Origin of the sequence: Mesorhizobium sp. M0088 (assembly GCF_040322895.1) — a bacterium.
Lineage (GTDB): Bacteria > Pseudomonadota > Alphaproteobacteria > Rhizobiales > Rhizobiaceae > Mesorhizobium.
The window spans coordinates 34,540-57,762 of record NZ_JAMYUI010000021.1 but is presented as its reverse complement, the minus strand read 5'-3'; the positions used below and the strand labels follow the sequence as shown (position 1 = coordinate 57,762).

Genomic DNA, 23,223 nt, shown 5'->3' with positions numbered 1-23,223 from the left:
CGTCCGCAGCTACCGCCGCCCGAAAAGCCGTTCGATGTCCGCCAGCTTGAGTTCGATATAGGTTGGCCGGCCGTGGTTGCAGGTGCCCGAACCGGGCGTCGCCTCCATCTGCCGCAGCAGCGCGTTCATCTCTTCGGCCTTGAGCAGGCGGCCGGAGCGCACAGAGCCATGGCAGGCCATGGTCGCGGCTATTTTGTCCAGCCGCTCCTTCAGCGTGTCGACGGTGTCGTTGTCGGCGATCTCGTCGGCGAGGTCGCGCACCAATTGGCCGACATTGGTCTCGCCCAGCATCGACGGCGTCTCGCGCACCGCGACGGCTCCGGGGCCGAAGCGCTCGATGCCGAGACCGAAGCGGGCCAGCGTTTCCGAATGCACCGCAAGCCGCTCGGCATCCTCTTCCGGCAGGTCGATGATTTCGGGCAAAAGCAGCATCTGCGAGGGCACCGGGCGCGAGTGCAGCGCATTCTTCAGCGCCTCGTAGACCAGCCGTTCATGCGCCGCATGCTGGTCGACGATGATGAGCGAATCCCTGGTCTGGGCGACGATGTAGTTCTCATGCACCTGGGCGCGCGCCGCGCCCAGCACCGCGCCGAGCAGGGTCTCGGCCGCTTCATCCTGCCCTGCGCGTGCATCGGCGCTGGCGCCGGCATCGAACGCCGCTTGCTCGTTATCACGCAAGCCGCGCTGCTCGAAGCCCGCACCCTCGAAACCCATGTCGAGTGGCCGCTGCGGCGACCGGACGGGATCGAAGCCGGACGGGCCCGACGCGCGGTAGGCCGCGTCGTAGCTGCGGTGGCCGTTTGCCGGTCCGCCGTGGCCGTAGGATGCGGCCCCTGGCCGGAACGCCGCCATCATGCCGGCGGCACCCGTGGTGGCGGCGCGGACGCCGGCATCGGCCAGTGCCTGTCGAATTGCACCGACGATCAATCCGCGCACAAGGCCGGGATCGCGGAAGCGCACATCGGCCTTGGCTGGATGGACATTGACGTCGACGATGGCCGGGTCGAGCGTCAGGAACAGCACCGTCACCGCATGGCGGTCACGCGGCAGGACGTCGGCATAGGCACCGCGTATGGCGCCGGCGATCAGCTTGTCGCGCACCGGGCGGCCGTTCACATACGCATATTGCTGCAGCGCGTTGGCGCGGGTGAAGGAGGGGATCGACACGTGGCCGGTCAGATGCACGCCTTCGCGCATCGCATCGATGGCAATCGAATTGTCGGGAAAATCGGCGCCCATCACCTGGGCGACACGGCGCAGGCTGCCTTCCGCGCTGTCATCCGCCGCCGGCAATTCCAGCATAGAGCGGTCCGAGCCGGCCAGCGTGAAGCGCACGGCGGGGAAGGCGATGGCGATGCGCTTGACCACATCGCTGGTGGCCGAGCTTTCGGCGCGTTCGCCCTTCATGAACTTTAACCGGGCCGGCGTTGCGAAGAACAGGTCGCGCACCTCGACCGTGGTGCCGCGATTGGCCGCCGCCGGCCTGACAGGCAGAACGCGGCCACCCTCGATGCCGATCTCGGCGGCGCTGTCACTTGCTACCGTGCGCGAGCGGATCGACAGTCGCGACACCGAGCCGATCGACGGCAGCGCTTCGCCGCGGAAGCCCAGCGAGCGGATGTCGTTGATATCCTCGGTGAGCTTGGAGGTGCAATGACGTGCGATCGCCAGCGCCAGCTCCCGTTCGGGAATGCCAGAGCCGTCGTCGGTGACGCGGATCAGGTTCAGCCCGCCGCCGGCTGTGACGATCTCGACGCGCGAAGCGCCGGCATCGAGCGCATTCTCAACCAGTTCCTTGACGACGCTCGCCGGACGCTCGATGACTTCGCCGGCGGCGATCTGGTTGATCATCGTTTCGGAAAGCTGGCGGATGGGCATGGCAGCACTATAGGCGGATTCGAGGCTGATGCGGAAGGATTCGGTGTTGCGGAACAGTGGATAGGCTGGCTGGGAGGCGCTGCCCCTCACGCTTGCTCCGCCAGCCAGTCTCGCACCTTGCGGGCGTTGTCGCTGAGTTCCCGGTTTTTCGGCCAGACGACATAGAACGCCTTGCCGGTCTTCAGCACATGATCCGTCACCGGCACCAGCAAGCCCGACGCCAGCAGCCGCTCGGCGAGGTGCCGCCAGCCGAGCGCGATGCCCTGGCCTTCCATGACGCCCTGGATCACCAGGCCGTAGTCGTTGATGCGCAGGCCGCGCGCGGTATCGCTGAGATTGGCGCCCGCCGACTGGAACCATTCGTCCCAGCTGGCCGCCTCGCGATACGGCTCCTCCAGATGGATGAGGCGGTGCGTGGCCAGTTCGGCAGCGGATTGGGGCAGGCCGAACTTTGCCGCATAACTGGTGCCGGCGACGGGAAATATCTCCTCGTCAGCCAGCGGCAACGAATGATAGTCCGGCCAGTCCCGCGGCGCGCCGCCGCGCACGCCGAGCGGAATGCCTTCCGCGATGATGTCGAGGTCGCGGTCGGCGGTCTGGATACGCAGATCGATGCCCGGCAGTTCGTCGCGGAACTGCTGCAGGCGCGGCATCATCCAGAACGAGCCGAACGCGGTCGAGGCAGCCAGCGTGACATGACCGCCGGTTGCCTGCAGGCGCAGATCCTCCGCCGATTTGCGGATATGCGAAAGGCCGAGCGAGACATCGGCATGGAAGCGCTCGCCGGCCTCGGTCAGGAGAACCTGGCGGTGGCGGCGCTGGAACAGCTTGGCGCCAAGCCGTTCTTCCAGCCCGCGCACGGCATAGGAGACGGCGGCCTGCGTCATGCCGAGCTCGCGCCCGGCGGCGGTGAAGCTCGACAGCCGCCCGGCCGCCTCGAAGACGATCAGGCTGCCGGCCGAGGGCAGGAGGTGGCGCAGGCTTCGCATAAGCTGAGCTTATACAAGAGATCAGGATTTTCCAGCGTCACATCACCATTTTGTCGCGTTAGGCTCCTTCATGAGTGGAATGGAGTTGCCATGAACGCACCGGCCCCTGAAGTGACCGAACATGCCAACCGCCGCAGTGGCGGCCGCCTGGGACGCAAGGCCCTGCGCGGAGCTCCGGTAACGTCGTTTCCGACCCTTGTCCGCCAGATCCCCGTCTACCAGATGGTCCCCGATGAGGCGGTCGAGCTGATCCACGAGGAGTCGCTCTTGATCCTCGAAGAGGTGGGATGCGAATTCCGCGACGACGAGGCTATCGCACTGTGGAAGGCGGCGGGCGCGGATGTCTCGGAAACTCGTGTGCGGATCGACCGGGCCCTGCTGATGGAACTGGTCTCGAAGGTCCCGCCGGAGTTCACGCTCAATGCGAGGAATCCGCAGCGTACGGTGCGGGTGGGCGGCAACAATACCATCTTCGTGCCGATGTATGGCGCGCCCTATGTGCGTGACCTCGACAACAACAGGCGCTACGGCACGCTCGCGGACCTCAACAATTTCCACAAGCTCGCCTACATGGCGCCGGCGCTGCATTCATCGAGTTCGGTCATTTGCGAGCCGATGGAAATCGCGGTACCGAAGCGTCACCTCCACATCATCCATTCCGCGCTTAAGCATTCCGACAAGCCGTTCATGGGCATCGTCACGTCCAAGGAGCGGGCGGAAGACACGATGGCGATGGCAGGCATCGTGTTCGGCGAGGATTACGTCCGCGACAATCCGGTCCTGGTGTCGATCACCAACTGCAATTCGCCGCTGGTGTGGGACGCCACCATGCTGGACGCGATGAAGGTCTATGCCCGAAGCAACCAGCCGCTGATCCTCGCACCCTTCGCACTGTGCGGCGCCTCGACTTCGGCGTCGGCCGTCGGGGCAGTCGCGCAGGTCAATGCGGAAGCGCTGGCGGGCGTCGCCTTCACGCAACTGCTGCGCCCAGGGTCGCCACAGATCTACGGACAGTTCATGGTCACCGTGGACATGAAGACCGGCGCTCCGATGGGCGGCACGCCGGAGGCGGCCCAGATGATGTACCTGATGGGCGCGCTGGCGCGGAAATACAAACTGCCGTGGCGCACCTCAGGCTTCCATGTCGGATCGAAGCTCAACGACGCCCAGGCGGGCTACGAGGCCAACATGCTGATGCATGCCGCCATCCTCGCCGGCGCCAACTACATCTGGCACTCCGCCGGGTGGCTGGAGGCCGGCCTGAGCTGCGGCTATTCGAAGTTCGCTACGGACTGCGAACAGCTGGTTGGCTGGTACAAATATGCAGGCGGCCTTCCGTTCGACGATTTCAAGGAAGCGATGGCAGCGGTTCGCGAAGTCGGGCCGCAGGGCCATTTCCTCGGCACCAAACACACGCTCGAACATTTCGAGTCGGCCTTCTTCATACCCTCGATCATGGACTTCAATTCGTACGAACAGTGGAAGGCAGAAGGGGCGAAGGACCACGACACGCGCGGTCGCGAGAAGGCGCGCAACATGCTGGCGGATTACGAGGAGCCGAAGCTCGACGAAGGCATCGCCGATGGCCTGATGGATTTCATCGCGCGGCGCGAGGAGAGGCTGCCGGACAGCGTCAGTTGACGCGAAGAACCAAGATCAAAGGGAACCAGACGGGAGGAAAAAATGGCATTCTTCAGAAGCAGTGGCGATCGCGTGCCGAGCGCTATCGAGGCAATGGCGGTCGAAGCACGCGCGGGTCGTGTCGATCGGCGCGAGTTCCTGGCGCTGGCGAGCGCCTTCGGCGCATCGACGGCGCTTGCCTACGCCATGATCGGCCTTGCCGTGCCGGATCGGGCCTTGGCCGAAGAGCCGAAGAAAGGCGGAACGCTGCGCGTCTCGATGTCGGTGAAGGGGCAGAAGGATCCGCGCACCTACGACTGGGTTGAGCTGGCGAACATTTCGCGCTGCTGGCTGGAGCCGCTTGTCCGCTATACCAGGCAGTTCACCTTCGAGCCGGTTCTGCTCGAAAGTTGGGATATCAATGACGACGCCACCGAATACGTGCTGCATGTGCGCAAGGGCATCACATGGAACAACGGCGATGCCTTCAACGCCGATGACGTCGCTCACAATCTGACGCGCTGGTGCGAGAAGAATGTCGCCGGCAATTCCATGGCCGCCCGTGTCGGCGCGCTGATCGACGCAAAGACCGGCAAGGCCAGGGATGGCGCGATCACCAAGGTCGACGACAACACGGTCAAGCTGAAGCTAAGCGAACCAGACATTTCACTGATCCCGAATTTCACCGACTATCCGGCACTCGTCGTGCATCGCAACTTCGATGCCGACGGTGCCGATCCGATCAAGAAGCCGATCGGCACGGGACCGTTCGAACTGGTCTCCTACGATGTCGGCCAGAAGGCGGTCGTCAAGCGTCGCGAGAATGGCAAATGGTGGGGTGGTGAAGCGCCGCTCGACAGCGTCGAGTTCATCGACTACGGCACCGATTTCAACGCCACCGTGAACGCGTTCGAATCCGGTGAGATCGACCTCAATTTCGAGTCGCCCGCCGACTTCATCGACATTCTCGACAAGATGGATCTGGTGAAATCGGAGGTGGCGACGGCGACGACGCTGGTTGCCCGCACCAACATCACCCACAAGCCTTATGACGACAAGCGGGTGCGCAACGCCTTGCAAATGGCCGTCGACAACAATGCGGTCCTCCAACTTGGTTATGCCGGGCGAGGCACCCCTGGCGAAAACCACCACGTTGCCCCGATCCATCCGGAATACTATCCGCTGCCCAAGAAGACACGCGACGCCGCCGGCGCCAAGAAGCTGATGGCGGAAGCCGGACAGGCTGACTTCGAGCATGAGCTGATCACCATCGAGGACGATTGGCAGAAGAATACCGGCGACGCCATTGCCGGCCAGCTGCGCGATGCCGGAATCAGGGTGAAGCGCACGGTGCTGCCGGGTTCGACCTTCTGGAACGACTGGACGAAATATCCCTATTCGATGACGATCTGGTACATGCGCCCGCTTGGCGTCCAGGTGCTGGCGCTCGGCTATCGCACCGGCGAGGCCTGGAATGAATCGGCATATTCCAACCCCGATTTCGACGCCAAGCTCAAGCAGGCGCTATCGCTCATCGACGTGGAGAAACGACGCGAGGTCATGAAGGATGTCGAGCAGATCCTGCAGGATTCGGGCGTCATTATTCAGCCGTTCTGGCAGAAACTCTACAGCCACCAGAACAAGAAGGTGAAGAACTATGGTGTTCACCAGACATTCGAGATGGACCTTCAGAACGTCTGGCTGGACGGCTGAAACAAGGCGCGGCAGGACTTCATGAGCCGCAAAAAAGCCGATATGCAGGATGCGTGGTATTGATAGGCTCAAGCCATCAAAAGCCGGAGATTCTGCATGAGACTGACAGTGCTCGTTGCCGCCCTTTCGATAGCCCTGCCGGGCGCCGCCGTCGCCGGACCGGCTTCCGACGCGGTGAAGTTCTTCTATGTCCCGGCGGTCAAGTTCGAGGCCGACGAACAATATCGGGATCGGTTCACCGAACCGGTGACGAAACTGTTCGAGCTGAACGACCAGGCAACGAAGACGAACCCGGACCAGGTCGCCTGCATCGATTTCGATCCTGGTCTCGACGCCCAGGATTTCGATCAGAAAACCGTCTCGAAAACGCTGAAACTGTCTGAGAAGCTGGATGGCGATAACGCACAGGTCACGGCATCCTTCAGCCTGTTCTCCGAGGGCGATGATTCCAAACGTGAAATGCTCTGGTCGCTCAAGAAGATCGACGGCAAGTGGAAGATATCGGACATCGCTTCCAAGACCAGCGACTGGACGCTCAGCGCGCTGGAATGCATGGCCGGCCAGACGCCGGAGTGAAGCGATGGCCCATCGCCGGTTCCTGGCGCTGTCGGGTGTGTGCCTGCTGGCGGCTCTGAGCGGGGCCGCCGCGCAAGGCTTGTTGGGTGCGCCGCCGGCAAACGCCCCGGCCGGCACCCAGCCGGGCGACAGCGGGGCACCGCCCGCAAATGCGCCGGGCGGAGCGGCGGAACCGGCCACGCCGCCGGTGGGATGGTCGCCAGCCGAAGCCGCGCCCGCCGCACCGATTCAGCCGGGCTCGCCGACCGCCGTGGTGCGGCCGTTTTACGATCAGGTCGGACTGGAGATCGATCCGGCCGAGCGAAGCCATTTCATCGACCCGGCCAAAACCGTGCTCGACAAGAGCGACGCCTTGCGCAAATCGGGGCAGGGCGAGTGCCTCGACCCCAACATGGCGCTCGACAATGCCGATTACGACAAGGCCGAGATCGACAAGAGCCTGAAGACCCTCGAGGCGATCAACGGCGACCAGGCCAAGGTCATCGTCGCCTTCGTCATATCGGGCAACCCGCACCGGCTGGAATGGAAATTCAAGAGGGTCGACGGCGACTGGAAGATCACGGACCTGTTGTCGGTAACCGGCGAATGGGCACTCAGCCAATATCAGTGCGAATGATGAGCGAGCTCAACCCCGCCCGCGATAAGGCGCAACCCCGGTGTCGGGCAGCCAGGCGCCTTCGGGCGGAGCGCCGGTTTGCCAGAACACATCGATCGGAATGCCGCCGCGTGGATACCAATAGCCGCCTATGCGCAACCACAGCGGCTTGGTTGCCGCCACGATGCGGCGGCCGATCATTACGGTGCAGTCTTCATGGAAGGCGCCATGGTTGCGAAACGAGGTCATGAACAGCTTGAGCGACTTCGATTCCACCAGAGCCGCGTCGGGTGCATAGTCGATGACGATATGGGCGAAGTCCGGCTGGCCGGTGACTGGGCACAGCGAGGTGAATTCCGGGCAGGTAAAGCGCACGATCGCCGGCGGGCCGTCGCCGCGCGAAAACGGTACGGTCTCCAGGACCGCTGCTTCGGGGCTTTGTGGCGTCTCGACGTGCGCGCCGAGCTGGGTGAGGGTTTTGGTGTCGATCATGGGCGCTATCCTTGTCGCATGCGCCCGGAGTGCGTGCGGGACGACATGCTTGAAAACGAATTTTGCCGCTCATTAGCACAATTTGAAACCGCAGGAAGACGATGACCAGCAACGATCCGCTTCTCCAGCCCTACCAGCTCAAACATCTGACGCTGAAGAACCGGGTCATGTCGACCAGCCATGAGCCGGCCTATTCGGAAGACGGCATGCCGAAACAGCGCTACCGGCTCTACCATGCCGAGAAGGCCAAGGGCGGCATGGCTCTGACCATGACCGCCGGCTCGGCGATCGTCTCGCGCGACAGCCCGGCCGCTTTCGGCAATCTGCACGTCTATGACGACAGGATCGTGCCATGGCTGGCCGAGCTCGCTGACGCCTGCCACGAGCACGACTGCAAGGTGATGATCCAGATCACCCATCTCGGCCGCCGTACCGGCTGGAACAAGGCCGACTGGCTGCCGGTGCTCTCGGCCTCGCCGGTACGTGAGCCGGCGCATCGCGCATTCCCGAAGACGATCGAGGACTGGGACATTGAGCGCATCGTCGCCGACTATGCTTCGGCCGCCCAGCGCTGCGAGGCCGCCGGCCTCGACGGCATCGAGTTCGAATCCTACGGCCATCTGATGGACGGCTTCTGGTCGCCAGCCACCAATCATCGCGACGACGAATTCGGCGGCTCGCTGGACAATCGCCTGCGCTTTACCAACATGGTGCTCGATGCCGTGCGGGCAGCCGTCGGCGACAAATTCGTCGTCGGCATCCGCATGGTCGCCGACGAAGATTTCGAAAAAGGCCTGTCGAAGGCGGAGGGGATCGAAATCGCCAGGCGGCTGGCGGGCTCCGGCAAGGTCGATTTCCTCAACATTATTCGGGGCTCGATCGAGAGCGATGCGGCGCTGACCAAGGTCATCCCGGTGACCGGCATGCGCTCTTCGCCGCATCTCGATTTCGCCGGAGAGGTGAGGGCGGCGACGAAATTCCCGACCTTCCACGCGGCGCGCATATCCGACGTGGCCACCGCACGCCACGCCATCGCCACCGGCAAGCTCGACATGGTCGGCATGACCCGCGCCCATATCGCTGATCCGCACATCATCAAAAAAGTGATGGAGGGGCGCGAGCATGAGATCCGCCCGTGCGTGGGCGCCACCTATTGTCTCGACCGCATTTATGAGGGCGGCGAAGCGCTTTGCGTCCACAATGCCGCGACCGGCCGCGAGGCCGAAATCCCGCATATCATCGTCAAGACCGAAGGACCGAAGCAGAAAATCGTGGTCGTCGGGGCCGGCGCCGGCGGGCTGGAGGTTGCGCGGGTCGCAGCCGAGCGTGGCCACAAGGTGATGGTGCTTGAAGCATCGAGCCAAGCCGGCGGCCAGGTGCGATTGGCGACGCAGAACCCGCGCCGCAAGGAGCTGATCGGCATCATCGACTGGCGGCTGGCCGAACTCGACCGGCTCGGTGTCGAGATCCGCTACGACACCTGGGCGGAAAAAGACGATGTCCTGGCGCTGTCGCCCGATGTGGTGGTGGTCGCCACCGGCGGCCTGCCGCAGAACCCGCCGCTGACATCAGGCGACAACCTTGTCACCTCGAGCTGGGACATCATGGCCGGCAGCGTCAAGCCGGCCGAAAATGTGCTGCTCTATGACGACAATGGCGGCCATCAGGGCATGGGCGCCGCCGAACTGATCGCCAATGCCGGCGCTAAACTCGAACTTGTCTCGCCGGAGCGTTTCTTTGCCCCGGAAATGGGCGGCATGAACCATGTGCCCTATATCAGGGCCTTTCAGGAGGGGGGCGTCACCATAACCATCAACACGCGGCTGCGTTCGGTGCGGCGTGAGGGCAACCAGCTGATCGCAGAGCTGGCTTCGGATTTCGCCGATGGCTGGCGCGGCGAGCGCAGGGTCGACCAGGTGGTGGTCGAGCACGGTACGCTACCGCTCGACGATCTATACCTCTTGCTGAAGCCGCTGTCGAAGAATGGCGGCGCGGTCGACTACGAGCGTCTGGTGAGCGGTGGCGACATCTTTCCCAAGTGCAATCCAGAAGGCGGCTTTGTTCTGTTCCGCATCGGCGACGCGGTCGCCTCGCGCAACATTCATGCCGCCATCTATGACGGCATCAGGTTCGGCTTGCGGATCTGAAATTAGCTATCGCCAGGATCGGTAGCGCGCGGCCGAAGCTTCCTGCAAGAGCCCCTAGACTGGACTTTCCCTGTCGTACTTGTAACGATCTAGGGTGATCCAAACGCTTGGGATCAGTTTCATTCTACTGCAAGTCTGCAGGGAAATCGCGAAGCAGTGCGTCTTCTGCCGAGAAAAGTTGACGAAAACCTAAGAAAGTCCGGGGGGACAAGTTGACCACAGAAGATCTGTTCGTTCCGCGCCAGACCAATACGGCGCTCTACATGCAGCTATACGAGGCTGGATATCCGGTTGCCGATATCGCCCGGGTGCAAAAGGCGTATCGTGTGTGTTGCGCGATGTTCAACGGCCGCTACCGCAAGACAGGACGGCCGTTCATCTGCCATGCGGTGGGAGCTGCGTCATCGGCCGCGCATTTCGATAAAAGCGTCGATCTTGTCCTGGCCGCGATGTTTCACGCTGCCTACGACAGCGGCCACTATCCGGACGGAAAGTCCAGCAGGCGCACCGATGCACACCGCAGATGGCTGGAGCAAATAATCGGTCCCCGGGTTGAAGGTCTTGTCGCCCGCCTGGTCGGACTGAAATTCGATACCGGAGACCCCGAGCGCCTTGTGGATGCCGGTGTGCCGGCCGGCGACGAGGACATCTTGTTCCTAGTGCTTGCCCATGAGGTGGATGACCTGGCGGACGGAGGATTGGCGTTTGCGCCCAAATACGGTCAGTCCATACGATCGAGGGTTGCTGCCTGTGCCACTCTGGCGAGGTATCTGGGCCGCGAAAATCTTGCCGTCACCATCGAAGGTTACGGTGCCCGCTACGAGACGATGGCGTGGGCTGCTCCCCTCCAGGAGACGAAGCTGATTGGCTTTCAGATTACGCCAAATTTACGCACATACATCAAATTGCGTCGCCACAAGTTACGCGGCGAATCAGTCGAGGTGCTTTGACACCTTGCTGGTCCCGCGATGCGCAATCCGCTGAGAAGTGGCCGTCCTTGCCGGCTCAGTCGTCATAGCCCTGGATTGCCCCAAAGCTGTAACGGCGCAGCTTCAGCGCGGTGATCAAATTGGTCAGCTTCGTCTTGCCGTCGAAACCGTCCTGGAACATTTCGTCATGCATCAGCAGGATCAGCTTGCCGGGCTTGACGAAGCGGCCATAGCCGAACAGGTGATCGATCTCGCTGACCAGATGATCGACGCTCTGCACCGGCTCGCCGTTGTCCTTGTGCACCCATTCATGGTCCCAGCCGTAGAGATAGAAGCCTGAGGCAGCGACAAACTCGTAGTCGGGCTCTTCACGCCCCTCCTGGGCGAGCCCAAGCGAGGTGTCGTTCTTCGACATGGAGGGCAGCCTGAACACGTCGCGCCCCGGTAGCCTTGCATGCACCACGGGCTTCAACCCGAGCACCGCGTTTGCCCTTACCATGTCGGCGACGACACCTTCGGTGTCGCCGTAGAAATGCCGGTAGTGATTGTAGGCATGGCTGTAGCTGTGGTTGCCGAGCGTCACCAGAGGAAGCTGCCTGGCGCGCTGGACGAGCGCTCTGTTGGCGGCGCTAGCCTGTGCGTGCATGCCGACCATGAATAGGGTTGCAGGAACCTGCTCGGCTTCCAGCACATCGAGGATGTTGCTTGTGCCGTTCAGCGGCCCATCGTCGAAGGTAAGATATATTATGCGATCGGCCCCTTGGGCGGGAACCGCAAAAATCAAAACCGCCGCCAGCACAAACCGAAACGGTGTCATCAGCCCCGATATCCGGTTGCGATCACGACAAGGCCGCCATGTCCACAACGGCTTGTCAAGGCGAGCCGGTGCATGTCGCCCAAAAGTGCGCAGCGGTTTTGGGATAACGACATGCGCAAACAAAAAGGCAAACCTATGCCAGGCTTCCTTGCAGCACCGTCAGCTTGGCCTTCTTGGGCATGCGGGCGGTCAGCCATTCCAGCGCCTTGTCGTGCGGCATCGGGAAGGCGATGGAGTAGCCCTGCACCTGGTCGCAGCCGATCGCCATCAGCGAATTGAGCTCGGCCTCGGTTTCGGCGCCCTCTGCGACGATCGAGATGCCAAGGCCACGCGCCAGCTCGGTGATGGCGCGGACGATCTTCGAGTTGTCGCCATTCTCATGGATGTTCTGGACGAAGCGGCGATCGATCTTCAGCCGGTCGATCTCGTTCGGGTTGACATGGCTGAGCGAAGCATAGCCGGTGCCGAAATCATCGAGTTCGAGATGGACGCCGGCTGCCCGGATGTGCCGCAGCTTGGCCGCGATACCCGTCTTTTCGTCATCGAGGATGACGGATTCGACGATTTCCAGCGACAGTTTCTGCGGCGGCAGCCCGGCCTTTTCCAGCGTCTCGAACAAGAACGCATCGAAATCGTGTTCGCGCAGCTCGGTGCCGGAAACATTGACGGCAAGCCGTCCGAAGGCAATGCCGGCGCGGTTCCATTCGGCCGCCTCGTTGATCGCCTTGGTGATGACGATGCGGCCGATCTCGGGCATGAAGCCGCATTTCTCGGCGACCGGAATGAACTCGCCGGGCGGGATCATGCCGCGCTCCGCATGGTTCCAGCGCACCAGCGCCTCGATGCCGCTGATCGTGCCGTGGGTCAGTGAGACCTGCGGCTGGAAATAGACCTGGAACGCCCGCTCGGCGATGGCAACCTTGATGTCGTGCTCGAGCTGCTTGCGATAGTCGAGTTCGCGGCGCAGCTCCTCGGAGAAGAAGGAGAAGTTGCCGCCGCCAAGCTTCTTGGCGGAGTAAAGCGCCAGATCGGCGTGGACCAGCAAATCCCCGGCATTGTCGGCGTCGATCGGATAGACCGCGATGCCGGCGCTGGCGCCTGGGAGAATGGTCGTGCCCTGGAAGACGATCGGCTCGTTGATATGTGCCAGGATGCGTCGCGCCAGCATATTGATGTCTTCGGTGCCGCCGGCGCCGCCGAGGATCATGACGAACTCGTCGCCGCCCAGGCGCACGCACAGATCCGACGCCCGGCAGGAATCGCGCATGCGCTGTGCCGTCACGACCAGCACATAGTCGCCGGCGGCGTGGCCGAGCGTATCGTTGATCTGCTTGAATCGGTCGAGATCGAGCTGGACGACGGCAAGGCGTTCGCGACGCCGGTGCGTTCCCTTGATCAGCGTGTCGAAATGATCGGTCAGGAACGTGCGGTTGTGCAGGCCGGTAAGGCCGTCATGCACCGCGATGAAGGCCATGGAATTGCGCGCGTCGATCAATTCATGCGTCTTGCGCAGGATGGCGTTCGACATCGGCCTGAAGATGAAGAGCGCCACCAGTATGATGACGCCGATTGTGGCGTAGAACAGCGTGCGATGGAGAGCGAGCAGCTTCTCGGAGCGGTCGTCGGCGTCGGCAGTGATGCGCTGGCCAAGCGCGGCGTAGCCCGACAAGGTCGCATTGGCGACGGAGGCGTCGAGATTGACGCGTTCGTCGCCGCCCTTGTAACCGCCATTGCCGCTGAATTGCGATTCATAGGCCGAGATCAGGCGGTCGCCATTGGCGATCAGCCCGACCGAGAAATAGTCGAGGTGGAAGGGCTTGGCGAAAAGGACGCTTTCGATCGACTTCGGGTCAAGCTTGGCCGGCGATTGCGGATCGGCTCCCGTCTGATCGAGCAGCAGGTCGTAGTTCGTCTCGAACTCCGCCGTTGCCTGCTTGAGCGCGCTGACCAGCGCCGGTTGCTTGTCGCGTGAGCCGGCGCCCGTTGCACCGGCAAGGAAGACGATGCGCTGCGACAGCGTCTTTTGTGTGCTGACGATGTCGAGCAAGGTGTGATTGTGCTGTTGGGTGGCCATCATCTGCTGCAGCAGGATGAAGGAGGCGATCACCATGGCCGCAATGATCAGCAGGGCCAGCCAATAGCCGGCCTTGATCAGCAGTATGAGCTTGCCTGAAACGGTTTGCACCGGCTGCTGCGACATTTTCGGGGGCGGCCCTCTCGCCTACGGATTCTTGCCTAAAGATTCTTGTATGAGCACCATTGAACTGCAAACGTTAACAGGACCGGAAATCGACGGCTGCCCGGCGAGGGGCGGCTGTCGAAAGATCGCGAAATGGTTATCGGCTCGTTTAACGCCGTACCGGCATTTGAGCGGTCATCGGCCAGAACCCTTGTCGCGGCGTCGTTTCCGCCGCCGCATGATGATCGACATCGGGGCGGCATCGTGCTGCTTGCCACCGATCCGGTCGTTTTTGCGATGGATTTTTCACGCGGACGAGACGACAGTCAGCCCACATCAAACGAGGCCGACCATGACCGCAGCATTCCTCTCCCACATCGACGGCGAGCTCGCGGGGCTCAAATCGGCAGGCCTCTACAAGTCGGAGCGGGTGATCACTTCGACGCAGTCGGCCGAGATCGAGGTCGGCGGCGACAAGGTGCTGAATTTCTGTGCCAACAACTATCTCGGCCTCGCCGATAGCGCCGATTTGCGCAATGCTGCCAAGCAGGCGCTCGACCGCTATGGCTACGGCATGGCATCGGTGCGCTTTATCTGCGGCACCCAGGAAGAGCACAAGCAGCTCGAATCCACGATTTCCTCTTTCCTCGGCATGGAAGACACCATCCTCTACGGCTCCTGTTTCGATGCCAATGGCGGCCTGTTCGAGACGCTGCTGGGCGAGGAAGACGCCATTATCTCGGATGCCTTGAATCATGCCTCGATCATCGATGGCGTGCGGCTGTCGAAGGCCAAACGTTTCCGCTACGCCAACAACGACATGGCCGATCTCGAGGCGCGACTGAAGGAAGCCCGGGACTGCCGCTTCCGGTTGATCGCCACCGACGGCGTGTTTTCGATGGATGGCATCATCGCCAATCTCAGGGGTGTCTGCGACCTCGCCGAGAAATACGACGCCATGGTGATGGTCGACGACAGCCATGCCGTCGGCTTCGTCGGCCGAAACGGCCGCGGCTCGGCCGAACATTGCGGCGTCGAGGGCAGGGTCGACATCATCACCGGCACGCTCGGCAAGGCGCTTGGCGGGGCCTCCGGTGGCTACACCTCGGGCAAAGGCCAGGTGGTCGACTGGCTGCGCCAGCGCTCACGGCCGTATCTCTTCTCCAACACGCTCATGCCGGCGATCGCCGGCGCTTCGATCAAGGTGTTCGAACTGATCAAGGACGGCGATGGGCTGCGCAGCAAACTCTACGACAATGCGGCGCGCTTCCGGTCGCAGATGGGCAAGCTCGGCTTCACGCTGGCCGGAGCCGATCATCCGATCATACCGGTGATGCTGGGTGATGCCAGCCTGGCGCAGGAGATGGCCGCGCGCATGCTGAAGCGCGGCATTTACGTTATCGGCTTCTCCTTCCCGGTGGTGCCGAAAGGGCAGGCCCGCATCCGCACGCAGATGTCGGCGGCGCATTCCAGTGCGGATATTGACAGGGCGGTCGAGGCGTTTGCCGCCGTCGGGCGCGAACTCGGGGTCATTTCCTGAAAGGCTGGAATCGAAAAGCGATTCCGGATCAAGAGATTCAAGGGACAAAAGCATGTCGAACATGATGAAGGCGCTGGTGAAGGCCAAGGCCGAACCAGGCATCTGGATGGAAGAGGTGCCGGTGCCGGAGATCGGCCCCAACGACGTGCTGATCAAGATCAAGAAGACGGCGATCTGCGGCACCGACGTGCACATCTACAATTGGGACCAGTGGGCGCAGAAGACGGTGCCGGTGCCGATGGTGACCGGCCATGAATTCGTCGGCACGGTCGCAGATTTCGGCGCCGCGGTCACCGAATACAAGGTCGGCCAGCGCGTGTCGGGCGAAGGCCACATCGTCTGCGGCCATTGCCGCAACTGTCGCGCCGGGCGAGGGCATCTGTGCCGCAACACGCTCGGCGTCGGCGTCAACCGTCCTGGCGCCTTCGGCGAGTATCTGGCGATCCCGCAGCACAATGTCGTGCCGATCCCCGACGATGTGCCCGACGAGATCGCCGCAATCTTCGATCCGCTGGGCAATGCCGTTCACACCGCATTGTCATTTGATCTGGTCGGCGAGGATGTGCTGGTGACCGGCGCCGGGCCGATCGGCATCATGGGCGCGCTCGTCGCGCAATGCGTCGGCGCGCGCAAAGTGGTCATCACCGACATCAACCCGGTGCGGCTGGCGCTGGCTAAGAAACTCGGCGTCCAGCATGTCGTCGATGCCTCGAAGGAAAAGCTGCGCGACGTCATGCCGGTGCTCGGCATGACCGAGGGGTTCGACGTCGGCCTCGAAATGTCGGGCGCCGCCCCCGCTTTCCGCGACATGATCGACACCATGAACAATGGCGGCAAGATCGCCATTCTGGGCATCGCGCCAACCGGGTTCGAGATCGACTGGAACAAGGTCATCTTCAAGATGCTGCATCTCAAGGGCATCTACGGCCGCGAGATGTTCGAAACCTGGTACAAGATGATCGCGCTTGTGCAGGGCCCGCTGGATGTCTCCGGCCTGATCACCCACCGCATCGGCATCGACGATTTCCAAGCCGGCTTCGATGCGATGCGCAGCGGCAGTTCCGGCAAGGTGGTGATGGACTGGTAGATGCTGCCCTACCGCAGGATTCTGTTTTTCATCAGCCATTTCACGGAGCGGGGCCACGCGTGGTTCGCACCCATGCGAAGATCGGTAAACCCCTCCGAAACATGTCTCCCGGTTTCGGCGTCAAGGATGCGGATGAACATAGTATGTTCCGTTCGGTTGACGCGCGTTACGACGCCAAGCAAGGCAAGCGACGCGCCGTGCTCCTTGGCAATCGGTCCTTCACAACCAGCGCAGTTGCGCAATCCGTGCGGCGCAGCAGCCTGTGTATCCCTCGCCGGCACATCAATTACTGTAAAGCGCCCAGACTGGGAGAGCATGTCCTTTGCAACTTGTGCCGATTCCGACAGATAGCGCCTGTCATATTCATCCGGGGGAATTATTCCCGCCCCGGCGCTCTTGTCCTCCAATTCGAAAGGGAACACTTCGATCGACATCGGCTTTGTCTGCTGGGCCTGCGCAAATGTGCAGGTGCCTACAAGTAGCGTCACCAGGACACTTAATGCGCGAATGCTCATCGTAGTCCTCCCGTCGGTGTAATGGGCATTATACGCGGCCTGACAACGCAAATCACGATCAAATCGAAAGCAATGCTATGCTTTGGCTGCGGTGGGAGTTCCCACGCAGGTTCGCTCGAACTCCGTCGTTCAGAGTGATTGGCTTGATCTTGGACTAACCCTTGCTCGGGACCAGACTGGTCTCCAATGCAGCCAGTCCGCTGGTGATCGCCGTGCGCTCTTCAGCGCTGAGCCTTGCCAGCAAATCCCCTTCGAACGCCTTGGCCAGCGGCACCATCTCGCGATAGGCGGCAAGTCCCGTTCCGGTCAGCGTCAGATGTTCGATACGGCGGTCTTTTTCGTCCGGTTTTCGCGTCAGCCAGCGACGCCGTTCGAGCTCGGCGACAGCGCGCGAAACCTTTGTCTTGTGCATGGCCGATTGCTCACCGATTGCAGACGCCGTCATCGTTCCATGCTGCCCCAGCCCCGAAAGGGTGCGCCATTCCGGCCGCGTCAGGCCGTGGCTATCCTTGTAGATCCGCGAAAATTCGCGGCTGACGGCATCGGCAAGCCGGTAGAGCCGGTAGGGCAGGAAATTTTCCAGATTGAGAATTTCAGGCGCGTCGGACGCTTCGCTCTTGATCGCCATTTTTCAAAGCCGCCATTGATGGTTACATTTTCAATGGTTACAAATGAAACCAGTTTGGTCAATTGAGATCCATTCCGGGGAGGAAGCAATGGCCTTTTCCTACATGCCGGGTTTCGGCAACGACTTCGAAACCGAGACGCTGCCCGGCTCGCTGCCGCAGGGACGGAATTCGCCGCAGCGGCCGGCCTACGGTCTTTACGCCGAACAGCTTTCCGGCTCTCCCTTCACCGCGCCGCGCGGCACCAATGAGCGCTCCTGGCTGTACCGCATCCGACCGAGCGTCAAGCACACTGGCCGCTTCAAGCCTGCGAGCTATCCCTTGTGGAAGAGTGCGCCCAATGTCGGCGATCATGAGTTGGCGCTTGGCCAATACCGCTGGAATCCGGTGCCGATGCCGAAAGAGCCGACCGATTTTATCGCCGGCATGCGCAGCATCACCACCGCCGGCGACGTGCTCGGCCAGACCGGCATGGCGGCACACGTCTATGTCGCCAACCGCTCGATGGTTGACGATCATTTCTTCAACGCCGACGGCGAATTGCTTGTCGTGCCCCAGGTCGGCGCTTTGCGCTTCGTCACCGAGATGGGCGCCATCGAACTGCGCCCCGGCGAGATCGCCGTGCTGCCACGCGGTCTGGTCTTCAAGGTCGAACTCGTCGATGCCGAAGTGCGCGGCTATGTCTGCGAAAACTACGGCGCCAAGTTGACGCTGCCCGACCGCGGCCCGATCGGCGCCAATTGCCTGGCCAATCCGCGCGATTTCAAGACGCCTTGCGCCTGGTTCGAGGAGAAGGAAACCCCGTGCCGGCTGATGGTGAAATGGTGCGGCAATTTCCATGTCACCGAGATCGGCCATTCGCCGCTGGACGTCGTTGCCTGGCACGGCAATTACGCCCCCTACAAATATGATCTGGCTACCTTTTCGCCTGTCGGCGCGCTGCTGTTCGACCATCCCGACCCGTCCATCTTCACTGTGCTGACGGCACCCAGCGGCGAGGAGGGCACGGCCAATATCGACTTCGTCATCTTCCCGCCACGCTGGCTGGTGGCCGAAGATACCTTCCGGCCGCCCTGGTACCACCGCAACATCATGAGCGAGTTCATGGGCCTGATCCATGGCCAGTACGACGCCAAGGAAGAAGGCTTTGTGCCCGGCGGCATCAGTCTGCACAATCTGATGCTGGCCCATGGGCCGGATGCGCCTGGCTTCGAAAAGGCCTCGCGCGCGGACCTGAAACCGGTCAAGCTCGACAACACCATGGCGTTCATGTTCGAGACCCGATTTCCGCAGATGCTGACCCGCTACGGCGCCGAACTCGAAACCCGGCAGGACAATTACATCGACTGCTGGGCGGATCTGAAGAAGCGTTTCAACGGCACGCCCGAGGGCGACTGGTCTTGAGCACCGAGCCAATGCCGGATCGGTTGGTGATTTTGGGCTCGAAGGGCGGCCCTGCGCTGCGGCCAGGCGGTCCGTGGCCAAGCTCTTCGCTGCTGCAGATCGGCGGCCGCAGCATCGTCGTCGACTGCGGGCTTGGCGTCACGCGTGGCCTGGTCGATGCCGGCATCGGCCTGAAATCGCTCGATCTGATCTTCATCACGCATCTGCACTCCGACCACGTGCTGGAACTGGGCCCGCTGATCCACACCGCCTGGACGGCGGGTCTGGCGACCTCGGTCCACGTGTTCGGCCCGCCCGGCACGGATCATTACTGGCAGCGCTTTTGCCAGGCGATGGAGTTCGATATCGAAATCCGCATCGTCGATGAAGGCCGGCCGGATATTCGCGCCCTGGTTTCGATCAGCGAATTCGGCGAAGGCCAGGTGCTCGAGCAGGTGGCTTGACGGTTTCGGCGCTGCGCGTCGAGCATCCGCCGGTGACCGACTGTTTTGCCCTGCGCTTCGAGCATGGCGGAAAAAGCGTGGTGTTCTCCGCTGACACGGCCTTCTTTCCACCGCTCGCGGGTTTTGCCCAAGGCGCCGATATCCTCGTCCACGAGGCCATGCTGGAGGAAGGCATCGAGCGGCTGGTGGCCAGGACCGGCAATGGTGCGCGGCTGAAAGACCACCTGCTCGCCAGCCACAGCTTTGCCGAAGAGGCCGGCAGCATCGCCAGCGATGCCGGCGTCAAGAGACTGGTGCTCAATCATCTCATTCCGGCCGACGATCCCGGGATCGGGGAGGCCGACTGGACTGCCGCTGTCAGGAAAACATGGGCCGGCGACTTGACGATCGCCCGCGACGGTCTTGTTGTGGGCTTAAGCAGCGCCAAAGCTGCAGCAGGAGAGGAAACCGCATGAAGCTTGCCACATTGAAGGACGGGACGCGCGATGGAAAACTCGTCGTCGTCTCGCGCGACCTGACACGCTTCACCGACGCCTCGTTCCTGGTGCGCACGCTGCAGGCGGCGCTCGACGACTGGCGCCGCGTCGCCCCGCATCTCGCGACAATAGCGGAATCGCTTGAGAACAATGCGATGCCGGCGGAGCGCTTCCACGAGCATGACGCCCACTCGCCGCTGCCGCGCGCCTATCAATGGGCCGACGGCTCGGCTTATGTGAATCATGTCGAACTGGTGCGCAAAGCGCGCGGCGCCGAGATGCCTGCGAGCTTCTGGGCCGACCCGCTGATCTACCAGGGCGGCTCGGATTCTTTCATTCCGCCACGCGATCCGATCCGCATGGCTGACGAAGCCTTCGGCATCGACATGGAAGGCGAAGTCGCCGTCATTGTCGACGACGTGCCGATGGGCGCCAGTGTCGATGAGGCGCGCGCGGCGATCCGGCTGGTCATGCTGGTCAATGACGTCACGCTGCGCGCTCTCACCGGACCGGAACTGGCCAAAGGTTTCGGGTTTTTCCAGTCAAAACCGTCCTCGGCGTTTTCGCCTGTCGCGGTCACGCCGGACGAACTGGGTGACGCCTGGGACGGCGGCAAGGTCAGCCTGCCGCTGCTCGCCGATCTCAACGGCAAGCCGTTCGGCCGGGCCAATGCCGGTATCGACATGACCTTCGATTTTCCGGCGCTGATCGTTCACGCAGCAAGGACACGGCCATTGGCGGCCGGCACGATCATCGGCTCGGGGACCGTTTCCAACAAGCTCGACGGCGGGCCGGGCAAGCCTGTTTCGGCCGGTGGCGCTGGCTATTCCTGCATCGCCGAACTGCGCATGATCGAGACCATTGTGTCAGGCGAACCCAAAACGCCGTTCCTGCGCTTCGGCGACACGGTGCGCATCGAGATGAAGGACAAAACCGGGCATTCGATCTTCGGCGCCATTGAGCAGAAGGTCGAGAAATACGAGAGGTAAGGGCATGACGGGGGACTATCTTCTGGCCGGTGTCTGGGCACTCGCCATACTGGCGGTCTTCATCCAGGCGATCCGGCTGAGCTACCGCATTGAGGCGCGATCGCCCGGCCTGACCAACCGCAGCGGCTTTCCGCGCAAGGCGATGATGTTCCACACCATCACCAACATGAACGTCGCGCGCGACGAGGAAACGCAAGCCATGCGGCGGCGCATGAACCGGCTTCTGCTGATCGTTCTTGCCGGATTCGCGATCATGGGGGCAGGCTTGCATCTGATGCGGGCAGGGGGATGATCTCGTGAACCTGCTCGACCATCTGCGCCGTATGGCCGGCAACAATCTGTGGTCGAACGACCGGCTCTACCGCGCGGTGCTGTCGCTCCAGCCAGGCGAGTTCGAGGCCGAACGCACCAGCTTCTTTCCATCGATCAAGGCGACGCTCAACCACATCCTTGCGGTCGATCTTCTCTACCTCGATTTTCTCGAAGAGGGTGGTCTCGGTGCTGCCGCCCATGACGACTTCGTGCCCCTCGACGAGCCGGGGGCGTTGTTTGCGGTGCAGGTCGCAGCCGACCGGCGGCTGATCGCCTTTTGCGATAGACTGTCGGCCGACGACCTCGATCGGCAGGTTATCACCGACCGGCGCGAGGACGGCATGATCCCCGAGCGCATCGGCGACATCCTCGCCCATGTCTTCCTGCACGACATCCATCATCGCGGCCAGGTGCACGCCATGCTTTCGGGGACGTCGGTCAAGCCGCCGCAACTGGATGAGTTTCTGCTCTATTATGATGCGAAGCTGAGGGAGAGAGAGGTCGAGCGGTTGGGGCTCTAATTAATCGTCAAGCCGCTCGGCCCTTTCAGAGCAGCGGTGGCGCCGATTGGTCTTTCCTTGCCGGGGGGCGGCAAGAGACGCGCTACGACCCTGCCGCGCCGGGTGATTACGATCTCCTCGCCGGCATTTGCACGCCTGACGAGTTCCGACAGTTTGGCTCTGGCTTCCGTAATAGAGACGTGCACGGCTCGACCTCGCTAGGCCCAACCTTAAGCCAAAGCCGGGCCGCAGCGAGAGTAACCTTACGCCGCTTTGCCGTCCACCTTGATCACGCCGCGCTTGATCTGGTCCTGCTCGATCGATTCGAACAGCGCGCGGAAATTGCCTTCGCCAAAACCTTCGTCGCCCTTCCTCTGGATGAACTCGAAAAAGATCGGCCCGATCACGGTTTTCGAAAAGATCTGCAGCAGGATCTTGGTCGTGCCGCCATCGACGACGCCTTCTCCATCGATCAGGATGCCGTGCTTCTTCATCCGCTCGATCGGTTCGTCATGGCCGTTCACGCGGTCGTACGACATATCGTAGTAGGTCTCCGGCGGACCGGGCATGAATTTCAGCCCGTTCTCGGCCAGCCTGTCGGTGGCGGCATAGATCTCGTCGGTGCCGACAGCGATGTGCTGGATGCCCTCGCCATTGTACTTCTTCAGATATTCGGCGATCTGGCTGGTCTCGTCCTTGGACTCGTTGAGCGGAATGCGGATCTTGCCGCAGGGCGAGGTGATGGCGCGGCTCACCAGGCCGGTGATCTTGCCGTCGATGTCGAAGAAATGGATCTGCTTGAAGCCGAACAGATTGCGGTAGAAATCCCACCATTTGTCCATCTGGCCGCGATAGACATTGTGGGTCAGGTGATCGAGATAATAGAAGCCGACGCCTTGCGGCCGTGGGTCGCGAGCGCCCAGCCACTCGAACTCGGCATCATAGGCCGAACCCTTCTTGCCATAGGTCTCGATGAAATAGAGCAGCGAGCCGCCAATGCCGACGATTGCCGGCACGTCGAGCGCCTTGTCGGCGCCTTCGTAAGGCGTGGCGCCCTTGGCAACGGCATGGTCGAAGGCGTGCTTGGCATCGACCACCCGCCAGGCCATAGACGCAGCACAGGGGCCGTGCTTGTCGACGAACTTCATCGCATGCGAGCCGGGCTCGGCATTGACGACATAGTTGATGTCGCCCTGCCGCCAGATGGTGACGTCTTTCGTGCGGTGCTTGGCCACCGCGACATAGCCCATACGGGTGAACAGTTGAGCCAGTTTTTCCGGTTCCGGATGCGCGAATTCGACAAACTCGAAGCCGTCGGTGCCGGCCGGGTTGTCCTTGCCGATCCTGGCGGGCGGGGCGTCGTGCGGGAAGGGACCCATCATATTCCTCCGAAAGC

Annotated in this window: 21 protein-coding genes and 1 pseudogene; 13 read left to right on the top strand and 9 right to left on the bottom strand. The window is 62.3% G+C overall.

Going from position 1 to position 23,223, the window contains the following annotated elements:
- Nucleotides 1–9: 9 nt before the first annotated feature.
- The gene (mutL, locus tag NKJ67_RS23930) at nt 10–1,878 is read right to left on the bottom strand and encodes a DNA mismatch repair endonuclease MutL (protein WP_352583553.1); all 1,869 of its coding nucleotides are present in this window, start codon (nt 1,876–1,878) and stop codon (nt 10–12) included.
- 86 nt (nt 1,879–1,964) lie between these two features.
- Nucleotides 1,965–2,867 carry a LysR substrate-binding domain-containing protein gene (locus tag NKJ67_RS23925; RefSeq protein ID WP_127408827.1) on the bottom strand — a complete coding sequence of 301 codons (903 nt, stop codon included), beginning with the start codon at nt 2,865–2,867 and terminating at the stop codon, nt 1,965–1,967.
- A gap of 90 nt (nt 2,868–2,957) precedes the next feature.
- On the opposite strand from NKJ67_RS23925, the gene NKJ67_RS23920 reads away from it, so the two are divergent.
- The 4 genes from NKJ67_RS23920 (at nt 2,958) to NKJ67_RS23905 (ending at nt 7,392) form a co-directional block, all read left to right on the top strand.
- Nucleotides 2,958–4,508 (top strand): trimethylamine methyltransferase family protein, encoded by a 1,551-nt coding sequence (locus NKJ67_RS23920; RefSeq protein WP_352583462.1) that lies wholly within the window; start codon nt 2,958–2,960, stop codon nt 4,506–4,508.
- 42 nt (nt 4,509–4,550) lie between these two features.
- Nucleotides 4,551–6,200, top strand: coding sequence for an ABC transporter substrate-binding protein (locus NKJ67_RS23915; RefSeq protein ID WP_352583460.1), 1,650 nt, complete (start codon nt 4,551–4,553; stop codon nt 6,198–6,200).
- 96 nt (nt 6,201–6,296) lie between these two features.
- Complete coding sequence (locus NKJ67_RS23910; RefSeq protein ID WP_127269038.1) at nt 6,297–6,776, top strand: DUF3828 domain-containing protein; 480 nt, start codon at nt 6,297–6,299, stop codon at nt 6,774–6,776.
- Nucleotides 6,777–6,780: 4 nt separating this feature from the next.
- Nucleotides 6,781–7,392, top strand: coding sequence for a YqhG/Tai3 family protein (locus NKJ67_RS23905; protein WP_128363185.1), 612 nt, complete (start codon nt 6,781–6,783; stop codon nt 7,390–7,392).
- Nucleotides 7,393–7,401: 9 nt separating this feature from the next.
- On the opposite strand, the gene queF is transcribed toward NKJ67_RS23905, so the two are convergent.
- Nucleotides 7,402–7,863, bottom strand: coding sequence for a preQ(1) synthase (queF, locus tag NKJ67_RS23900; protein WP_010915503.1), 462 nt, complete (start codon nt 7,861–7,863; stop codon nt 7,402–7,404).
- 101 nt (nt 7,864–7,964) lie between these two features.
- Here queF and NKJ67_RS23895 point away from each other — a divergent pair, with 101 nt between their 5' ends.
- A complete protein-coding gene (locus tag NKJ67_RS23895; protein ID WP_352583458.1) occupies nt 7,965–10,010 on the top strand; it encodes an oxidoreductase in 2,046 nt (681 codons plus the stop codon).
- A 212-nt stretch (nt 10,011–10,222) separates the two neighbouring features.
- A complete protein-coding gene (locus NKJ67_RS23890) occupies nt 10,223–10,960 on the top strand; it encodes a hypothetical protein (RefSeq protein ID WP_256748377.1) in 738 nt (245 codons plus the stop codon).
- 55 nt (nt 10,961–11,015) lie between these two features.
- On the opposite strand, the gene NKJ67_RS23885 is transcribed toward NKJ67_RS23890, so the two are convergent.
- Both NKJ67_RS23885 and NKJ67_RS23880 read right to left on the bottom strand, forming a co-directional pair.
- Complete coding sequence (locus tag NKJ67_RS23885) at nt 11,016–11,756, bottom strand: polysaccharide deacetylase family protein (protein ID WP_127320492.1); 741 nt, start codon at nt 11,754–11,756, stop codon at nt 11,016–11,018.
- Nucleotides 11,757–11,889: 133 nt separating this feature from the next.
- Nucleotides 11,890–13,956, bottom strand: a complete 2,067-nt coding sequence (locus NKJ67_RS23880) for a putative bifunctional diguanylate cyclase/phosphodiesterase (protein ID WP_127330657.1) — start codon at nt 13,954–13,956, stop codon at nt 11,890–11,892.
- A gap of 331 nt (nt 13,957–14,287) precedes the next feature.
- On the opposite strand from NKJ67_RS23880, the gene NKJ67_RS23875 reads away from it, so the two are divergent.
- Entirely contained in the window at nt 14,288–15,475 is a 1,188-nt protein-coding gene (locus NKJ67_RS23875) for a glycine C-acetyltransferase (protein ID WP_352583455.1), read from the top strand.
- Between the two features lie 52 nt (nt 15,476–15,527).
- Entirely contained in the window at nt 15,528–16,562 is a 1,035-nt protein-coding gene (tdh, locus tag NKJ67_RS23870) for an L-threonine 3-dehydrogenase (protein WP_013533376.1), read from the top strand.
- Nucleotides 16,563–16,570: 8 nt separating this feature from the next.
- Here the strand turns inward: tdh and NKJ67_RS23865 are convergent, their stop codons facing one another.
- Nucleotides 16,571–17,077: a DUF2380 domain-containing protein gene (locus tag NKJ67_RS23865; RefSeq protein ID WP_127269415.1), complete on the bottom strand. Its 507-nt coding sequence runs from the start codon at nt 17,075–17,077 to the stop codon at nt 16,571–16,573.
- A gap of 154 nt (nt 17,078–17,231) precedes the next feature.
- Nucleotides 17,232–17,705, bottom strand: a complete 474-nt coding sequence (locus tag NKJ67_RS23860; protein ID WP_352583453.1) for a MarR family winged helix-turn-helix transcriptional regulator — start codon at nt 17,703–17,705, stop codon at nt 17,232–17,234.
- An 88-nt stretch (nt 17,706–17,793) separates the two neighbouring features.
- Here NKJ67_RS23860 and hmgA point away from each other — a divergent pair, with 88 nt between their 5' ends.
- The 5 genes and pseudogenes from hmgA (at nt 17,794) to NKJ67_RS23835 (ending at nt 21,848) form a co-directional block, all read left to right on the top strand.
- Entirely contained in the window at nt 17,794–19,107 is a 1,314-nt protein-coding gene (gene hmgA / locus NKJ67_RS23855; RefSeq protein WP_352583451.1) for a homogentisate 1,2-dioxygenase, read from the top strand.
- 11 nt (nt 19,108–19,118) lie between these two features.
- Nucleotides 19,119–20,005 (top strand): annotated as a pseudogene (locus NKJ67_RS23850) (MBL fold metallo-hydrolase).
- Complete coding sequence (locus NKJ67_RS23845; RefSeq protein ID WP_352583449.1) at nt 20,002–21,015, top strand: fumarylacetoacetate hydrolase family protein; 1,014 nt, start codon at nt 20,002–20,004, stop codon at nt 21,013–21,015. The pseudogene NKJ67_RS23850 and the gene NKJ67_RS23845 overlap by 4 nt, the downstream one beginning before the upstream one ends.
- Before the next feature lie 4 nt (nt 21,016–21,019).
- A complete protein-coding gene (locus NKJ67_RS23840) occupies nt 21,020–21,307 on the top strand; it encodes a hypothetical protein (protein ID WP_127270135.1) in 288 nt (95 codons plus the stop codon).
- Nucleotides 21,308–21,311: 4 nt separating this feature from the next.
- Nucleotides 21,312–21,848, top strand: a complete 537-nt coding sequence (locus NKJ67_RS23835; RefSeq protein WP_127381852.1) for a DinB family protein — start codon at nt 21,312–21,314, stop codon at nt 21,846–21,848.
- Here the strand turns inward: NKJ67_RS23835 and NKJ67_RS23830 are convergent.
- Nucleotides 21,845–22,033: a type II toxin-antitoxin system Phd/YefM family antitoxin gene (locus tag NKJ67_RS23830; protein WP_127270132.1), complete on the bottom strand. Its 189-nt coding sequence runs from the start codon at nt 22,031–22,033 to the stop codon at nt 21,845–21,847. The two genes, NKJ67_RS23835 and NKJ67_RS23830, sit on opposite strands and share 4 nt — an antisense overlap.
- Nucleotides 22,034–22,090: 57 nt before the next feature.
- Complete coding sequence (hppD, locus tag NKJ67_RS23825) at nt 22,091–23,206, bottom strand: 4-hydroxyphenylpyruvate dioxygenase (RefSeq protein WP_352583446.1); 1,116 nt, start codon at nt 23,204–23,206, stop codon at nt 22,091–22,093.
- Between the last annotated feature and the right edge of the window lie 17 nt (nt 23,207–23,223).

Excerpts from the sequence above, each read along its gene's own strand:
- mutL (WP_352583553.1), bottom strand. The coding sequence starts at position 1,878 with ATGCCCATCCGCCAGCTTTCCGAAACGATGATCAACCAGATCGCCGCC.
- NKJ67_RS23925 (WP_127408827.1), bottom strand. The coding sequence starts at position 2,867 with ATGCGAAGCCTGCGCCACCTCCTGCCCTCGGCCGGCAGCCTGATCGTC.
- NKJ67_RS23920 (WP_352583462.1), top strand. The coding sequence starts at position 2,958 with ATGAACGCACCGGCCCCTGAAGTGACCGAACATGCCAACCGCCGCAGT.
- NKJ67_RS23915 (WP_352583460.1), top strand. The coding sequence starts at position 4,551 with ATGGCATTCTTCAGAAGCAGTGGCGATCGCGTGCCGAGCGCTATCGAG.
- NKJ67_RS23910 (WP_127269038.1), top strand. The coding sequence starts at position 6,297 with ATGAGACTGACAGTGCTCGTTGCCGCCCTTTCGATAGCCCTGCCGGGC.
- NKJ67_RS23905 (WP_128363185.1), top strand. The coding sequence starts at position 6,781 with ATGGCCCATCGCCGGTTCCTGGCGCTGTCGGGTGTGTGCCTGCTGGCG.
- queF (WP_010915503.1), bottom strand. The coding sequence starts at position 7,863 with ATGATCGACACCAAAACCCTCACCCAGCTCGGCGCGCACGTCGAGACG.
- NKJ67_RS23895 (WP_352583458.1), top strand. The coding sequence starts at position 7,965 with ATGACCAGCAACGATCCGCTTCTCCAGCCCTACCAGCTCAAACATCTG.
- NKJ67_RS23885 (WP_127320492.1), bottom strand. The coding sequence starts at position 11,756 with ATGACACCGTTTCGGTTTGTGCTGGCGGCGGTTTTGATTTTTGCGGTT.
- NKJ67_RS23880 (WP_127330657.1), bottom strand. The coding sequence starts at position 13,956 with ATGTCGCAGCAGCCGGTGCAAACCGTTTCAGGCAAGCTCATACTGCTG.
- NKJ67_RS23875 (WP_352583455.1), top strand. The coding sequence starts at position 14,288 with ATGACCGCAGCATTCCTCTCCCACATCGACGGCGAGCTCGCGGGGCTC.
- tdh (WP_013533376.1), top strand. The coding sequence starts at position 15,528 with ATGTCGAACATGATGAAGGCGCTGGTGAAGGCCAAGGCCGAACCAGGC.
- NKJ67_RS23865 (WP_127269415.1), bottom strand. The coding sequence starts at position 17,077 with ATGAGCATTCGCGCATTAAGTGTCCTGGTGACGCTACTTGTAGGCACC.
- NKJ67_RS23860 (WP_352583453.1), bottom strand. The coding sequence starts at position 17,705 with ATGGCGATCAAGAGCGAAGCGTCCGACGCGCCTGAAATTCTCAATCTG.
- hmgA (WP_352583451.1), top strand. The coding sequence starts at position 17,794 with ATGGCCTTTTCCTACATGCCGGGTTTCGGCAACGACTTCGAAACCGAG.
- NKJ67_RS23845 (WP_352583449.1), top strand. The coding sequence starts at position 20,002 with ATGAAGCTTGCCACATTGAAGGACGGGACGCGCGATGGAAAACTCGTC.
- NKJ67_RS23840 (WP_127270135.1), top strand. The coding sequence starts at position 21,020 with ATGACGGGGGACTATCTTCTGGCCGGTGTCTGGGCACTCGCCATACTG.
- hppD (WP_352583446.1), bottom strand. The coding sequence starts at position 23,206 with ATGGGTCCCTTCCCGCACGACGCCCCGCCCGCCAGGATCGGCAAGGAC.